Here is a 16,306-nt window from a genome sequence, read left to right on the forward strand (position 1 = left end):
ACTATGGTTAATGTACAAGCGCAGCTAAATAAGCTGCAAAGTAACGGTGTCTCGCTGTCTAGTGCAGAGTTACTTCGCTACCAGCAGTTGGCGAAGCTTTTTAGCTTGGCCCCAAAGCGTATGCCACAAGCCAAACTTGCCGGGAGCTATCTAACCAAGCATAAAGGCCGAGGCATGGAGTTTGACGAGGCCCGTCACTATCAACCCGGTGACGATATCCGCGCTATTGATTGGCGCGTGACTGCGCGCACGGGGAAAACCCATACCAAAGTGTATCGAGAAGAGCGTGAGCGCCCGGTTTTTCTTTTCTGTGATTATTTGCCTTCAATGGCATTTGGCACTCAACTGCTTACCAAAGCGGTTCAGGCTGCCCACGTGTCTTCACTAATTAGTTGGTCTGCTGCCGCTCGCGGCGATAAGGTGGGTGCGCTGGTTTTCAACCAACAGCAGCATAAAGAAATTAAACCTCTTACACGTAAAAAAGCGGTATTGCATGTCTGCCATGAACTTATGGCATTGCACGAGCAAAGTGCGCAAAATAAAACTGACAAAGCAAAAGACGAACAGGCTTTTGCTGATGCTTGTGCACGGGCAAGACGGCTAGCCAGACCAGGTAGTTTGGTTTATCTGGTATCAGATTTTCAGCACTTAAATACCCAGGCTATTCAGCATTTAAGTCACCTAACGCGACATTGTGAAGTAAGGGCTATTGTGATTAATGACCCGATAGAACATGCGTTGCCACAATCCAACTCACTTCAAACGGTTAGTGTTTCAGATGGTCAAAATCAACAGCGCTGGGTGTTAGGAGACAGTACCGAACAGCAGCAATATCAAAAGTGGCGAAACGAACACAACAGCGCGATTTACGATACGTTGCGCAAAAATAACATTGCTCGGTTCAGTGTTAGTGCGGGTCTTCCGCTAGATGAACAGCTTCAGAGTATGCAACAAGAACAACGATTGGAGCTTAATTAATGCAGAGCATCAATCTTTCTAATCATTTTTTTTCAAGTTTTCTATCCCGTTTTGCTCAATCGATGCCGTCTGGAAATCAAATGCCAATGCCACCTCAGCAGCAAGACCCCCTTGCTCAGCTGCGCGATATACACGTACCTACCGAGGTCAATATTTGGCCATTAGATTGGGGATGGTGGGCACTTATCGCAGTGGCCTTATTGGTGCTTTTTGGCCTGTATAAAGCCATTACTGCTCACATACGTCACAACAAAGCTCGTAAGCAAGCATTAGCACTACTCGAATCAATTTCAGTTCAACAAAGTAATTGGCCGGTAGCCCTAAACTCTGTTTTAAAGCGCACCGCCATGAGCTATTACTCAACTCAACAAGTTGCTGGGCTTTACGGCAAACAATGGCAAGCATTCTTAACGTCTGCCTTAAAAAATGGTGACAAAAAACTTGAAAGTGATTTAGCGTTATTAGTAAGCAACGTTTATCAAGCCACTCCGAACCCAAGAGACTTTGAAACTTGCAAAGGGGCGGTAAAAAATTGGCTTTTAAAAGCGAAGCTTCCGAAAAATAAGCAGGCGGTCAACGGACTTTCTCCTGAAAACGCAAAGGAGCTGCATCATGCTTAACTTTGCTTGGTGGTGGGTGTTCTTCGCGCTTCCCTTACCTATTCTCGTACGCCTTCTGTCTAAAAAAACACAAGACGTACCCATGGCTGCGCTACGCGTTCCTAGCCTACGACCTGGCGATGTGTCAGAACAATCCCAACTAAGACAAACCAAGATACCATTAGTAATAAGTAGCTTAATATGGCTGCTACTAGTGACGGCCGCCGCACGTCCTCAATGGTTAGGAGAGCCTGTTAGCATACCGAATGAAGGCCGTGAAATGATGTTGGCGGTAGACTTATCTGGCAGCATGAAGATAGATGACATGCAGCTAAATGGCCGGCAAGTTAACCGCTTAACCATGACTAAGTCCGTTGTTTATGACTTTATTCAACGCCGCGTAGGTGACCGAATCGGCCTTATTTTATTTGCTGATACCGCTTACGTTCAAGCGCCGCTGACCTATGACAGAGATACCGTTTCTACGCTTTTAAGCGAAGCCGTAATTGGCTTGGTTGGCGAGCAAACGGCCATAGGCGATGCTATAGGTTTAGCAGTTAAGCGCTTCGATGAACGAGAAGAGTCTAATAACGTGTTGATTCTTCTAACCGACGGACAAAATACCGCAGGAAACATTACGCCCGAGCAAGCTAAAGAGTTAGCAGTAAATAAAGGTGTGAAGGTATACACCATAGGTGTGGGTGCAGATAAAATGCTAATCCAGAGCTTTTTTGGCAGCCGACAAATAAACCCGTCACAAGAGCTTGATGAAGGTATGTTAACCGACATTGCAACTGCCACTGGCGGTCAGTATTTTAGAGCCCGAAACGCCCAGGAACTTCAGGCTATTTATCAACAGCTTGACGCACTTGAGCCCATTGAAGGCGAAACCCGAAAAATGCGTCCGTTGAGTGCGCTTTTTTACTTCCCCCTCGGTGCTGCGATATTACTATCGGCACTATGGGCGTTTTTGACGATAGCTATTTCCTTATATCGCTGGTTCACACAAAAGCGAGCTCAGTTATCATCGCAACACTCGAATAATGCTGATGCAATACAAACAGCTCGAGCAGTTCATGTTACTCAATCACGTAAGGAGACGAAATAATGGAATTCGACTTCTTGAACCAATTTCATTTCTTACGCCCCGAATGGTTTATCGCACTTATTCCTCTGATGTTGCTTGTAGTTTTAATTAGAAAAACTACGGCTAAACAATCTGGGTGGCAGTCGGTGATCCCTTCTCACCTTTATCAATACATGGTGATTGGGAAAACCGAAATGGGCGCAAAGCCTCCAATATGGATGCTCGCTTTTGTGTGGATTGTGAGTGTTATAGCTCTCGCTGGCCCAACGTGGGAACGCTTGCCCCAGCCGGTTTATCAGCTAAAAATGGGGCACGTTATCGTGATAGACATGTCGCTATCAATGCGTGCTACCGATATGACGCCCGACAGACTTACTCGGGCAAAATATAAAGCGATAGACCTAGTAAACGCTATTGGTGAGGGCGAAATGGGCTTGGTTGCTTATGCTGGAGATGCCTTTGTCATTAGTCCGTTAACCGAAGATGCTGGGAATATTACGACCTTAATCCCAAGCCTATCTCCCGAGATCATGCCCGTATCAGGCAGCGACCCACTATTGGGAATAGAGAGTGCGTCTGAGCTTTTGACGAACGCAGGGTATAATTCAGGTATGATCTACTGGATTACTGACGGTATAGAGTTAGAGCAACAACAAGAGCTTCAAGAGTATGTGGCATCTCTTCCTTTTACCGTGAATGCGCTTACGGTTGGTACGTCTGAAGGCGCCCCCATACGCCAACAAAATGGCGAACTCTTGAAAGATTTCACCGGCAGTATTGTTATTCCCAAACTGAACGAAGGCGCAGTGAGAGGTGTAGTAAAAACAAGTGGCGGCCGCTTTGAATCCTTTACATCAAATGACGCCGATATTGATGCCCTCGCAGCGGTATCACTTTTAGATAAAAATGACCGTGAAGAAGATGAAGAAGAAAGTAACTTACAGGGTGACCAGTGGAAAGAAGTCGGCCCCTACTTATTACTTGCACTTCTTCCGCTTGCTGCCTTCGCATTTAAACGCGGTTTAGTATTCATCGTGTTAGTAGGCTTAATTAGTCCTTCTATGATTAAGAACGCCCATGCATTACAGAGCTCTGGGCCCTCACAAAGCATAGATGCACCTCAAAGTGCTCAAGCTATTCCAAGCAACAAAGTGACGGCAGAGTCTGAGTCTGTTTCAGAAATGCCAAGTAAACCTGAATCACTTTCATGGTGGCAAAGGCCATTTATGAATGACAATCAAGAAGCATTGAACAGCTTCCAAAGAGGCAAGTACAAAGACGCCGTTAACCAGTTTAATGACGACACGTGGAAAGCATCATCACTTTATAAATCAGGTGACTATGAAGGTGCATTAAGTGCCTACAAAAGCATTCCCGGCCCTGAGAGCCTTTACAACCAAGGGAACGCACTGGCGAAACTAGGTAAGCTCGACGAAGCTATTGAGAAATATGACCAGGCTTTAAACGAAGCGCCCGATTTCGAAGATGCGCAAACCAATAAAAAGATAGTTGAGGATTTGCTGAATCAACAGCAACAGCAAAATCAGGATAAAAATCAGAGCGAAAATGGTGATGATGGCGAACAAGATGACCCTCAAGATAAAAATCAAGAGGGCGCTGATAACAACCAGCAACAACCTGGTGAGCAAGACAACCAGAATGGTTCCGATAAGCAAGATGGTCAGCAAAACGATAGTGAGAGTCAACAGTCGGAACAAAGCCCCAATGATAATCAACAAGATGGCGGTGATGAATCACCACAGTCTGACAACTCCGATATGAACGGCCAGAACGAACCATCGGACTCACAGCAACAAAATGCAGAACAGACACAGTCTGAGCAGGATGGTAATGCGCAGCAAAATGGTGCGCAAGTACAAGAAGACGAACAACAAGCGCAGCAGGAAGCTCAGGCAATGCAAAGTCAAGAAGCTGAACTTACCGATGCAGAAAAAGAAGAGCTACAGCGAATGGAAAGTTTAATGCGCCGCGTGCCAGACGACCCTGCATTCTTACTTAAACGAAAAATGCAATTAGAAGCACAAAAACGTCAGCGTCAACGTATGCCTTCAAACCGGAGTGATTGGTAGATGAAAGCCTTATTACAGTCTACACGTATATTTTTTTTATTGACCACTTTGTTGAGTGCGGCAGCTTATGCCGATGTAAACTCAGTGCAAGCCACCATTGATCGAAACCCTGTTATGCTGGATGAAGCTATTCGCTTAACGGTTACCGCGGATGGCAGCGCAGACAGAGATGCTTTCGATAGCTCTCCCATGCTTAAGGACTTTGTGGTAGGTAGAACATCGGTAAGCAGTCAAACTTCAATCGTCAATTTTGACACCAAGCGCACCACCGTTTGGACCACCACTTTGTTTCCTCGCAAGGAAGGCACGTTCACTATTCCTTCTTTAACCATAGAAGGAAAATCAACTAAGCCTATTCAGGTTAAAGTTATCCCGGTGCAAGAACAAAGTAACGTGGCCCGCGACTATTTCGTTACCACAGACATCGATTTGGAAGAGGCTTATTTAAATCAGCAACTGCTTTACACTGTTAAGCTTTTTCTTTCTGGCAATATTGAGCGCGGCAGCCTGCAAGCGCCAGAAATGCCAAATGCGGAAATCACCCAATTAGGTGAAGATAAGCAGTATACAGATATAGTAAACGGTAGACGGTATCAAATTATTGAACGTCAATTCGCCGTCGTTCCTCAAGCGTCAGGGGAATTCACATTAAGAGGCCCCATCTTTACCGGCGAAGTCATGGCTGCAAACACTAATCAGCGTTTTGGCTTCTTTAACCGAACTCAGCAAATCAATCGCGTTGGTCCTGATATTACAGTTAATATTAAGCCTATCCCTCAAGGAATTGATTATTCTTGGTTGCCTTCTGAAATGGTGCGAATTGATGAAGAATGGCCTCAAGGCGATAATTTTGTGGCGGGCGAACCGGTAACACGCATTATAACGCTAACCGCGCTTGGGGTAGTTGAAGAACAGCTTCCGAATATTCCTGAGTTTTATCCGCCAAACTTTAAGCTATACCCTGATCAATCAAATACAACAACAGTCGAAAAAGACCAAAGCTTAATATCACAGCGTCAAACGTCGCTGGCTATTATCCCAACGAAGCCCGGTAACGTTGTTTTACCTGAAATTACTATCCCTTGGTTTAACACACTAACTCAGCAAACTGAGTATGCCACTATTCCAGCGCGCTCAATTACGGTAGCGCCAGCAACTGGTCAAAGCGACGCCAATACAGCTTTGCCAAGCAATGCAACAGAAGACTTTCAAGACGATATACCGTCAACGTCACCTCAATCTACCACAAGCACTAGCAATAAAGACAAGTCGTTAGATAGCGTTTCAGATGACGCCGGTATTAGCGACAAAGCCCCCTTTATCTGGATTGTAGTTAGTGTGCTAGTTGTACTGTTCGTTATCGCACTTACAGGGTGGCTACTTACTTACAGAAAGCTCAAACAGGTTCAGTTTATTGGACAAAATGGTGGCTCAGCACAGCGTCCCTATCCTTCAGCGAAGCAAGATGAAAAAGTACAATTTCAAAACCTCATGACGGTAATCAAAGCAAAGGATACAAGTTCTCTGACACCTGTTCTTAAACAATGGATAAATGCGCTAACTGCAGGCAATACGCAACTTTCACAGTTCGAAGGTATTAACAATGCAGTTAATGAGCTCTACGCTCTGCGCTTCTCAGCTGATAAGGCTGATAAAAGCTCCAATTCTGAACAAGTATCGAAGGCATTGAGTAAACTTTCTGAAGAAGTTAAGCGTACTCGAAACGAATGGAAGCTAAAAAGCAAAGAAAACAGCCACACGCTATCTAACTTGTATCCTGCTTCATAAAACGCATTTCATTTGCCTATACGATGAAATTTGCGTAATCAAAGCCCTTGCTCCTTGCTAAATAGCAGCGACGAGGGTTTCGATAGCATTATGTGTAATTAATAATCAGTTAAAGTCTCGTTCTTAATGCCCTTTTTGAGGTCGTAAAGCTGAACTGGTTTAGCCTATAAAAATAATTAATTAAACGCGACGGGGAAGAAAATGAAGAAAACACTATTAAAGCTAACGCCAATAGCGTTGGCAGTTACCGCTTTGACAGCTTGCTCTCCTGCAAGTGAAACCGCTCAGACAGCGCCAGAACCTATTAAAACAGAACAGCCTGCCGGACAGTCTGAGTCTGAGCGTCTAAATGCGTTCTTTGAACGTACTTTCGATGAAGACCTTAAACGCTCTCCTCTATTTCAAAGTTACTTGGGTAAAAAGTGGGACTACGATAAGTGGGATGACATCAGTGATGAAGAAGCCGATGCCCGTGTTGCTATCGCCAAAAACCGACTAGAGAAGCTTAATAGTTTCGACACCAGCAAGTTAAGCGAGCAAGAAAAGTTAAGCTTGCGCCTTTATAAGCTTGGCATTGAACGTGACCTGGCTAACGACGAGTTTAGACATCACCGTTATATTGTACATCAGTTTCGTGCAGCGCATACCCAAGTTCCTAGCTTCCTTATTAATATTCACGGTGTAAGAAGTAAAGAAGATGCCCAAGCATATATTGGTCGATTAGACAATGTTCGCACATACTTTGACCAAGTTATCGAACAAATGAAAATACGCGAAAAAGCTGGGGTATTTCCACCCGCATGGGCTTATGACCAAATGATTGATGCGTCAAAAAATGTCATTACCGGCGCACCATTTGATTCCAGCGAAACACCTTCAACTATCTGGGAAGATTTTCAAAACAAGGTAGACAGCCTTGAATTATCGGAGGCTGAAAAAACTACGTTACTGGGCGAAGCTAAAGCCGCATTGGTAACCTCGGTTATGCCGTCGTACGAAAAGTTTATCGAAGAACTAGCCCATCAGCGCGATGTGACACCTGAAGGTGATGGTGTATGGCGTTTGCCTAACGGCGACAAGTGGTATCAGAACCGCCTTAACTGGTTTACGACTACAGATCTTACTGCGGAAGAAGTTCATCAAATTGGCTTAGACAATGTAGAGCGCATACACAATGCAATGCGTCACATCATGAAACAGGTAGAGTTTAAAGGTACGCTTCAAGAGTTTTTTGTTTTCATGCGTGAAGACGAACAATTCTATTTACCTTCAACAGATAAAGGCAGGCAGCAGTACCTTGATATGGCAAAAACGGCCATAGATGACATGCGTGAAGCTATTCCTGACTACTTCGGTATTCTCCCAGAAGCACCAATGATTGTTAAGCGCGTTGAAGCGTTCCGTGAACAGTCTGCGGGTAAAGCGTTCTATCAGAGCCCAGCACAGGATGGCAGCCGCCCGGGTATTTATTACGCAAACCTGTTCGATATGAAGGCGATGCCGACTTATCAGTTAGAAGCGTTGGCATATCATGAAGGCATTCCCGGTCACCACATGCAGCGAGCGATTGCACAAGAGTTAGAGGGTGTTCCTCAATTTCAAAAGTTCTTGAGCTTTACTGCATATACTGAAGGTTGGGGCTTATATACTGAAGAACTAGCTAAAGACATGGGATTTTATAAAGACCCCTATTCTGATTTTGGGCGTTTAGCCATGGAGCTTTGGCGTGCGTGCAGACTTGTAGTTGACACGGGAATTCATGCGAAAAAATGGACCCGTGAAGAAGCGGTTAGTTATCTTATTGAGAATACACCAAACTCTGAGTATGACTCGCAAAAAGCTATTGAACGCTATATTGCCATGCCAGGGCAAGCCACGGCCTATATGATTGGCAAATTAAAAATCATGGAACTTAGAAAGCATGCTAAGTCTGAACTTGGCGATAAGTTTAACTGGAAAGGCTTTCATGACGAAGTGCTGAAATACGGCCCAGTTCCACTTTCTATTTTAGAAGAGAATATCAATAGCTGGATTGCTTCTCAAAAAAGTACTTAGCAACTCTGACTGAGTGCTCTGATCACTAGTATTACAAGAAAAACGCGTCTTTTGGCTAACGAAATGGCGCGTTTTTTGTGAGATAGTGAAAAAAGTTAGAGTTTTTCGGATTTTTTTATGTTTGGGCGAAATAAAACTGATAATGCTCAGGTCTTATCGGGTATGAAAGCAAAACACCAAAGATATGAAGCACTGGTAAAGGCATTCCACGCCGACATTTACCGCTATGCTTTCTGGCTTATTAAGGACCAGAGCATTGCAGAAGATGTTGTACAAGAAACCTTTCTACGTGCTTGGCGATCACTAGACGCCCTAAATGACGAAAAGGCGGCAAAGTCATGGTTAATTACCATTCTTCGTCGTGAGAATGCCCGCAGGTTTGAGCGCAAGCAATTCGACACGGTAGATATTGACGATTGTCATATACAAGACGATACCCAGCATGCAGATGGTGACCTGAAAGACAGAGAACTTCAGCGGCTGTTAGGCGGATTGAGCGTGGAATATCGCGAACCTTTAATTCTTCAATTGATTTTTGGGTTTAGTGGCGAAGAGATAGCTAACCAATTAGAGCTTAACAAGAACACAGTAATGACCCGCCTTTTTAGGGCGAGGAACCAGCTTAAAGAGGCATTAGAGAAACAAAATGAACAGAGAGGTCGTGTAAATGGATGAGTTAGAATTTAGGCGTCGAATCTACGCCGATCCAGAAACGACTGACAGTGATGTTATAGAAGCGGCAAAAGCGGATGAAAGTAAACGCAGTTTCTGGAATGAACAAAAGCAGTTAGATAAGCAATTAAAGCAAGCTCTTAAAGTCGATGTACCAGAAGATCTTGCTAGCAAGCTAATCTGGCAACAATCGACAGACGAATTCACTCGGTACAAGCGCAGAAATCGTTGGTATTTGGCCATGGCGGCGTCGGTTGCTTTTACCATTGGCATTGGTCTTACCATGTGGTACCACCAGCCCCTTAGTATTGGCGGTCAAGCGCTTGCGCACATGCAGTATGCAGAAATGGAGAGTGCCCATTCGCTACTTCCTGCTGACTTAAACATGGTAAATGCAAAGCTAGCAAGTTTTGGCGGTAGCTTTAGTGAAATGCTCGATGGTGTTGAAGTGGTGAACTATTGTCACTTAAGTACAGTTAGAAGCCTCCACCTGATTGTGAATACGCCACAAGGTAAAATGTCGGTATTCGTGGTGCCAGAGCGTGGTGACATTTCGGTACCCAGCGAGTTTGGTGACGGACAATACCACGGCGAGAGCATAAAAATGAATCATGCTAACGTTATGATTGTGGGTGATAAAGATGCTGATTTGAGCAGCATGAAAAAAGCAGTATCTGAAAGAATCCATTTCTCTGCCTAGCTAGCAATGTAGCTGGCATTCTCCGTTCCAAAAGAGTGCTTACCTTATGCACTTCCCTTCATCGGCCCATTGTGGCCGATTTTTTTGCTTAAATTTAAGATGAAAACACGTTCAATAGAACTTATACTTTAGGATTAAACAACTGTTTTAATTATCAGTAAACGTTTCAGTTTATCCGCAGTATAGAGGTAGCAAATTCCATGGCCGCTTGGTGTCGTTTTACAAGGGTGAAGTTTTGTCTACTTTTCATCATTTTCTTCAGTCACTCACTTCATGCACAGTTAGACAAAAGTTCTGAAAAGTTCAGGCTTAAAAAGTTAGATGCTTATAGTCGGTTAGCAGCAGTAACTATTTATAACTGGAATAATCAATCTGATATCGATAATAACCAGATAAATGCCAAAATCGAAGACTTACAAATTCAATCTGATGATAGTAGTGAAGGCATAATCTTCAGACATCTATTAGCCACAGGAACAGCTAACGAAACTGAAAGGCCCAGGGTTCCGATATACGTTAAGTCACCTTTACTAGAGAGCCACTGGAACGAGCTAAAATCGCTAAATACAGATTTGTATGCTGCTGCTAGGGCGTATTATATTTATGCCAGAGCTATTAATGACTTTGACGGTTCCTCCCAGAGAATCAATGTAACAGTGCCTGCGCTCAGACGCTTAAAGCGCGAAGTTTTGGAAACAGGTAACAAAACAGCAACTGCCATAGCAAGTATATGGCTGGCAATGGAACTCACCTTAGCTAACCCCATTCAGGCAATCAATGAAATAGAATATGCACTTCCCCATTTGCCCCCCCGGTCTTCTGCGCTTACTTTAGAAAACATTTTAGATAGCGATACTGCCCACGAATGGCTTCGCATCGCTTTTACTGAGTTATCGGTACCAAGTAGAGCCTTCACTCATTCGATGAAGATAATCGAGCAAAGCAAGTTGAATGATGAATTCATTACATGGGCGTACTTTACTTCGATTGACTCTCTTTTTCTTCAAAGTAAATATGAGGACGCACTGCTTATTTCTGATAGGGCCCTTGAGTTTGTAAAAATTAAAAATTCAGAACTTGAAATATTTCTAACCCTTTATCAAAGACTACGAGTACTTATTATGGGATTTCGGCGAACTCATGAAAGCGAAATACAGTCAGTCGTAAACAAGATTGATACGTTAGATATAAATCAAATTAAAATTAAACCAGAAGAGCTTGTTCACCTTTATCATTCCTATAAAGCCATTGTTCAAAATAATGAAAAGCAGCTCTCTTTGGCAGTTACAAAATTCGAAGATGCGGTACGAAAAAACCTATCTTCAAATGGGTTCAAAAAACAATATATGTTAAGAAAAGAACTCGAACTTACCCGTATCTATGACGCTGCTGGCAATTACAAGAAGGCTTACGAGCATTCCAAAGCGTACAACCAACTTCTCTTTGAAAAAAACACGGAGCAATTTAAGTATTCTTCGTCTAATTTCTCAAATAGCATTGCGAAGGATATCGAGCTAGCTCATTATCGACAAAAAGAAATTAGCGCGCTGCAAATTGAAAAAGAGGGGCTATCCACTGACAAAGAAGCAATGAAAACCACTATTTTTGCGCTTATTGTCACTATTCTTCTAATACTCACTTCGTGGCTTTGGATTTCGAAGCGACAAAGCGATTTAATCGCAGAACGAGACTCTCTAACTGGAGCACTTACCCGTCGCGCCATGTTGAACAGCCTTAAGAAATCACTTAAAGACAACAAGACGTCGTGCATTGCCCTGCTTGATGTTGATAATTTCAAAAAAATTAATGACAGATACGGCCATACTGTAGGTGACGAAGTGTTAACTACGCTCACCCAAATCATCAACAATAGAATTCGAAAATCAGATAAGCTTTGCCGATATGGTGGTGAGGAATTCTTGATCTATTTCTCTGACTCAGACCAACAGTCGGCCAAGCGTGTGCTTGATGAGCTGAACGTTTCACTTTCTCGTCAAAAGCACTGGAGTCATACCAATGAAAAGTTTTCAGTTAGTTTTTCTTCTGGTCTTCTAGATGTAAGTGAAGAATCCAACCTAGATACCATTATTAAAGCCTGTGATGAACTGCTTTACAAAGCGAAAAGGTCTGGGCGTGCGAGAGTCGAATCCTACACATTTTGAAATTTCGCCAAACTTTATTTACGAGTAACCGTATAGAAAGTATGCAAGGTCGCTGACTGACGTAGAGACTCTAAGTCATAGGTGTTAGCATGAAATAAAAAACATAGGGAATTTATATGGCTACTGGCACGATAATCTCGTTGGGTTTGTATTTTGTTGTAATGTTGGGAATAGGCCTTTTCGCCTATCGGCAAACAGACACCAACGTAGAAGGCTATATGCTTGGCGGCCGCCAATTAGGCCCGGCTGTAACCGCACTTTCAGCAGGCGCATCAGATATGAGTGGCTGGATGCTCATGGGGTTACCAGGCGCCATGTATGTATCTGGCTTATCTGCAGGCTGGATTGCCGTTGGATTAGTTATTGGTGCGCTCGCAAACTATATGTTGGTCGCTCCGCGGCTTCGCGTTTACACCGAAGTGGCTAATAACTCTATTACCCTCCCCGACTACTTTGAAAACCGTTTTGCCGATAACTCTCGACTATTAAGGGTTATTGCATCAGTCGTTATTGTTGTTTTCTTTACCCTTTATACCTCTTCTGGCGTTGTCGCTGGCGGAAAGCTTTTTGAGACATCATTTGGTTTAACTTATGAGACTGGTCTATACGTCACCGCGGGTGTTGTTGTTGCCTATACCCTTGTTGGTGGATTTATGGCAGTGAGCATGACCGATTTTGTGCAAGGCTGCATAATGTTCGTTTCACTCATTATGGTACCTGCTGTGGTCATCAGCGAACTTGGCGGCATTGGGGCTTCAATTGATGCGTTAGATACCATTAACCCTGCTCTATTTGATGCATTTATGGATGCTTCAACTAACGAAGCATTAAGTGTAATCGGTATTGTATCGCTGATGTCGTGGGGTCTAGGTTACTTTGGACAGCCACATATAATCGTTCGTTTTATGGCTATCCGTTCGGTAAAAGACATTCCTACAGCTAGAAACATTGGCATGAGCTGGATGATTGTTTCTATTATCGGTGCGTTAATGACTGGCTTGTTTGGATTGGCTTATGTAACTGGCAACGGCAATGACATTGACCCAGAAACGGTATTTATCTACCTCTCTCAAATTTTATTCCACCCTCTTATTGGTGGCTTCTTACTAGCTGCGATCCTAGCGGCTATCATGAGTACTATTTCATCTCAGCTGTTAGTAACGTCAAGTTCACTTACCAGCGACTTCTACCAAGCCTTTCTACGTCGAGATGCGTCAGACAGTGAGCTTGTAATAGCGGGCCGCGTTAGCGTAGTGGTTGTAGCACTTGTGGCTATTTATCTCGCCTATGACAGAGACAGCACTATCCTTACCTTAGTGAGCAACGCTTGGGCAGGCTTTGGTGCTGCGTTCGGCCCACTAGTATTATTTAGTTTGTTTAAGCGAGAAATGACGCGTCGGGCGGCATTAGGCGGCATGATAGTTGGTGCTGTAACCGTATTGCTTTGGATTTATCTACCAATAGAAATTGGCGGCCAAAAGCTTGGTGCTTGGATGTACGAAATTGTACCCGGGTTCATTTTATCGAGCTTAACCATCATGATTTTGAGTAAATCAGGTACACCGAGAGAAGGTGTAGTCGATACGTTCGATGCTTTCCAGACCAAACTTAGTGAAAAATAAGCGAAAAATAATTCAGTTATAACTGTAAATATAGTGCCCTGCTTAGTTTTTTGAGCAGGGCTTTTTTCTTTTCTAGACCGGCAAAAACGGTCTTATGCTTCAATTGCATGACAGTTTTATTTAATGGAATAAGGTAGCTATTTTAAATAGCAAAATCGCATACTACTTTTGAATTTAAATATGTTATCGTTCTATGCAGAAAAATAACCCGCATATAACTTTTTTATATAACATAAATTCGGACTTCAAAATGACTGCTAGTATCCCGTCTGTAACGCATTTGAAACAACTCGAAGCCGAGAGTATACAAATTTTCCGTGAAGTTGCCGCTGAGTTTGAAAACCCAGTAATGCTTTACTCTGTCGGAAAAGACTCTTCTGTACTGCTTCACCTTGCCCGTAAAGCGTTCGCGCCAGGCAAAATTCCGTTTCCACTTTTACATGTAGACACCACGTGGAAGTTTGGCGAAATGATCAAGTTCCGCGATGAGCAAGCAAAGAAACACGGTTTTGATTTGCTTGTTCACATTAATGAAGAAGGTGTTGAAGCCGGCGTTGGTCCATTTAGCCACGGCTCAGCGAAGCACACTGATATCATGAAAACTCAAGCACTTAAGCAAGCATTGAACAAATATAAATTCGATGCTGCATTTGGTGGTGCACGACGCGATGAAGAAAAATCTCGTGCTAAAGAGCGTGTTTACTCATTCCGGGATAGCAACCACCGCTGGGACCCGAAAAACCAGCGCCCAGAGCTTTGGAATATTTATAACTCTCAAGTTAACAAGGGTGAAAGCATACGTGTATTCCCAATGTCTAACTGGACTGAGCTAGATATCTGGCAATACATCTATTTAGAAAACATTGATATCCCACAACTTTACCTTTCTAAGCCTCGCCCGGTCGTAGAGCGTGATGGTGTGCTAATTATGGTTGATGACGACCGCATGCCATTAGAAGAAGGTGAAGTGCCAGAAATGCGCTCGGTACGCTTCCGTACCCTTGGCTGTTACCCTCTTACCGGAGCGGTAGAGTCAGAAGCGGCTACCCTACCTGAAGTTATTCAGGAAATGTTGCTTACCAAGACGTCTGAACGTCAAGGTCGAGTGATTGACCACGACAGCGCGGGCTCTATGGAGAAGAAGAAAATGGAAGGGTACTTCTAATGGCCACAGACAACGTTGTTTGGCATAAACACGAAGTCAACAAAACCACCCGCTCTGAGAAGCTAGGCCAAACGCCTCGCGTATTTTGGCTTACCGGGTTAAGTGGCTCGGGCAAATCGACATTGGCAAACTTGCTTGAGAAGAAGCTTCACGAGCAAAATAAGCACACCTATCTGCTTGATGGCGACAACGTACGTCATGGCTTATGTGGCGACTTGGGTTTTAGCGACAAAGATCGCGTTGAAAACATTCGACGCATCAGCGAAGTTGCGAAGCTATTCGTTGACGCTGGTACCCTCGTACTTACCGCTTTTATCTCTCCGTTTAAAGCAGATCGCGACTACTGTCGCAGCTTAATGGAAGAGGGCGAATTTGTAGAAGTGTTTGTTGATACGCCACTTGAAGTGTGTGAGAAGCGCGACCCTAAAGGGTTATACAAGAAAGCGCGCAGCGGCGAAATTAAAGACTTCACAGGCATAGATTCAGCCTACGAAGCCCCTGAGTCTCCGGAAGTACACTTAACTTATCAGGATGAACCAGCAGAGCAGACCGCTGAGCGTTTATATGCTTTGCTTCAAGAAAAGGGATTGGTGTAATGACACAGCCTTTGAATAACCTTGCACAAGAAGTGCTAACTATCGCCAAAGAAGCCGGTGATAAAATAATGGCAATTTACGAAAAAGATTTTGCCATTTATGAAAAGCAAGATACCAGCCCGTTAACTGAAGCGGATCTAGCGGCGCATAACGTTATTGTTAACGCCCTTGAAGTTAAGTCCGATCTGCCAATTCTTTCTGAAGAATCAGCAGATATTTCGTGGGATGAGCGCAAAACCTGGTCATCATACTGGCTGGTTGACCCGCTAGACGGCACCAAAGAGTTTATTAAGAAAAACGGTGAGTTTACGGTAAACATTGCACTTATCGAAAACGGCAAACCAACAATGGGTGTGGTTTACGCGCCAGCACTAAACAAAAGCTATGTCGGTATTGTAGGTGAAGGTGCGTGGACCGAAGTAAATGGCGAATTCACTGCAATTTCTGCACGCAAGCACGACGGAGCTGAAGTGTGGAAAATAGTAGGCAGCCGTTCTCACCAAAGCCCAGAGATTCAAAATTTATTGGCACAGCTTGAAGGTGAAACTGAGCTTGTGGCGATGGGCAGCTCACTGAAGCTTTGCTTGGTGGCTGAGGGCGAAGCACATCTCTACCCTCGTTTAGGCCCCACATCTGAATGGGATACAGGCGCGGCACACGCTGTCGCATTAGCGGCTGGTGCAAACGTAACCGTACTTGACCCTGAGAACCCACTAGATGACAACGCTGACGCTCTTACCTATAACCAAAAAGAGTCTGTGTTAAACCCCTTTTTCCTTGTGAGCGCATAAC

At 43.9% G+C, this 16,306-nt stretch carries 13 protein-coding genes; all 13 read left to right on the forward strand.

Annotated features, from left to right (window positions below; translation table 11 throughout):
- The first annotated feature begins 3 nt into the window (after positions 1–3).
- Positions 4–978, forward strand: coding sequence for a DUF58 domain-containing protein (locus tag KL866_RS13565; RefSeq protein ID WP_214995458.1), 975 nt, complete (start codon positions 4–6; stop codon positions 976–978).
- Entirely contained in the window at positions 978–1,598 is a 621-nt protein-coding gene (locus KL866_RS13570) for a DUF4381 domain-containing protein (RefSeq protein WP_214995459.1), read from the forward strand. Before KL866_RS13565 ends, KL866_RS13570 begins: the two co-directional genes overlap by 1 nt.
- Positions 1,591–2,685, forward strand: a complete 1,095-nt coding sequence (locus KL866_RS13575) for a VWA domain-containing protein (RefSeq protein WP_025254548.1) — start codon at positions 1,591–1,593, stop codon at positions 2,683–2,685. Before KL866_RS13570 ends, KL866_RS13575 begins: the two co-directional genes overlap by 8 nt.
- Complete coding sequence (locus KL866_RS13580) at positions 2,685–4,754, forward strand: VWA domain-containing protein (protein WP_214995461.1); 2,070 nt, start codon at positions 2,685–2,687, stop codon at positions 4,752–4,754. The genes KL866_RS13575 and KL866_RS13580 overlap by 1 nt, the downstream gene beginning before the upstream one ends.
- Positions 4,755–6,542, forward strand: a complete 1,788-nt coding sequence (locus KL866_RS13585; protein WP_214995463.1) for a BatD family protein — start codon at positions 4,755–4,757, stop codon at positions 6,540–6,542. It abuts the gene before it with no gap.
- Positions 6,543–6,743: 201 nt separating this feature from the next.
- Positions 6,744–8,597 (forward strand): DUF885 family protein, encoded by a 1,854-nt coding sequence (locus tag KL866_RS13590; RefSeq protein WP_214995465.1) that lies wholly within the window; start codon positions 6,744–6,746, stop codon positions 8,595–8,597.
- A 117-nt stretch (positions 8,598–8,714) separates the two neighbouring features.
- On the forward strand, positions 8,715–9,272 hold the full coding sequence (locus KL866_RS13595) for a sigma-70 family RNA polymerase sigma factor (protein ID WP_025254544.1): 558 nt from the start codon (positions 8,715–8,717) through the stop codon (positions 9,270–9,272).
- Positions 9,265–9,969, forward strand: a complete 705-nt coding sequence (locus KL866_RS13600; protein WP_214995467.1) for a DUF3379 family protein — start codon at positions 9,265–9,267, stop codon at positions 9,967–9,969. The genes KL866_RS13595 and KL866_RS13600 overlap by 8 nt, the downstream gene beginning before the upstream one ends.
- Before the next feature lie 200 nt (positions 9,970–10,169).
- Positions 10,170–12,131, forward strand: coding sequence for a GGDEF domain-containing protein (locus tag KL866_RS13605; RefSeq protein WP_214995469.1), 1,962 nt, complete (start codon positions 10,170–10,172; stop codon positions 12,129–12,131).
- A 116-nt stretch (positions 12,132–12,247) separates the two neighbouring features.
- Positions 12,248–13,753 (forward strand): sodium/proline symporter PutP, encoded by a 1,506-nt coding sequence (gene putP, locus KL866_RS13610; RefSeq protein WP_214995471.1) that lies wholly within the window; start codon positions 12,248–12,250, stop codon positions 13,751–13,753.
- A 250-nt stretch (positions 13,754–14,003) separates the two neighbouring features.
- Positions 14,004–14,918 (forward strand): sulfate adenylyltransferase subunit CysD, encoded by a 915-nt coding sequence (gene cysD / locus KL866_RS13615; RefSeq protein WP_014948797.1) that lies wholly within the window; start codon positions 14,004–14,006, stop codon positions 14,916–14,918.
- Positions 14,918–15,514 (forward strand): adenylyl-sulfate kinase, encoded by a 597-nt coding sequence (gene cysC / locus KL866_RS13620; RefSeq protein WP_025254540.1) that lies wholly within the window; start codon positions 14,918–14,920, stop codon positions 15,512–15,514. Before cysD ends, cysC begins: the two co-directional genes overlap by 1 nt.
- Positions 15,514–16,305, forward strand: coding sequence for a 3'(2'),5'-bisphosphate nucleotidase CysQ (gene cysQ, locus KL866_RS13625; protein ID WP_214995473.1), 792 nt, complete (start codon positions 15,514–15,516; stop codon positions 16,303–16,305). Before cysC ends, cysQ begins: the two co-directional genes overlap by 1 nt.
- Position 16,306 lies beyond the last annotated feature (1 nt).

The organism is Alteromonas sp. ALT199 (genome assembly GCF_018619335.1).
In the GTDB taxonomy this organism is placed as follows: domain Bacteria; phylum Pseudomonadota; class Gammaproteobacteria; order Enterobacterales; family Alteromonadaceae; genus Alteromonas.

Bases quoted from the DNA above. Each gene is read 5' to 3' on its own strand.
- cysQ (WP_214995473.1), top strand. From the start codon at position 15,514: ATGACACAGCCTTTGAATAACCTTGCACAAGAAGTGCTAACTATCGCC.
- KL866_RS13565 (WP_214995458.1), top strand. From the start codon at position 4: ATGGTTAATGTACAAGCGCAGCTAAATAAGCTGCAAAGTAACGGTGTC.
- cysD (WP_014948797.1), top strand. From the start codon at position 14,004: ATGACTGCTAGTATCCCGTCTGTAACGCATTTGAAACAACTCGAAGCC.
- KL866_RS13595 (WP_025254544.1), top strand. From the start codon at position 8,715: ATGTTTGGGCGAAATAAAACTGATAATGCTCAGGTCTTATCGGGTATG.
- cysC (WP_025254540.1), top strand. From the start codon at position 14,918: ATGGCCACAGACAACGTTGTTTGGCATAAACACGAAGTCAACAAAACC.
- KL866_RS13600 (WP_214995467.1), top strand. From the start codon at position 9,265: ATGGATGAGTTAGAATTTAGGCGTCGAATCTACGCCGATCCAGAAACG.
- KL866_RS13570 (WP_214995459.1), top strand. From the start codon at position 978: ATGCAGAGCATCAATCTTTCTAATCATTTTTTTTCAAGTTTTCTATCC.
- KL866_RS13585 (WP_214995463.1), top strand. From the start codon at position 4,755: ATGAAAGCCTTATTACAGTCTACACGTATATTTTTTTTATTGACCACT.
- KL866_RS13605 (WP_214995469.1), top strand. From the start codon at position 10,170: ATGGCCGCTTGGTGTCGTTTTACAAGGGTGAAGTTTTGTCTACTTTTC.
- KL866_RS13590 (WP_214995465.1), top strand. From the start codon at position 6,744: ATGAAGAAAACACTATTAAAGCTAACGCCAATAGCGTTGGCAGTTACC.
- putP (WP_214995471.1), top strand. From the start codon at position 12,248: ATGGCTACTGGCACGATAATCTCGTTGGGTTTGTATTTTGTTGTAATG.
- KL866_RS13575 (WP_025254548.1), top strand. From the start codon at position 1,591: ATGCTTAACTTTGCTTGGTGGTGGGTGTTCTTCGCGCTTCCCTTACCT.
- KL866_RS13580 (WP_214995461.1), top strand. From the start codon at position 2,685: ATGGAATTCGACTTCTTGAACCAATTTCATTTCTTACGCCCCGAATGG.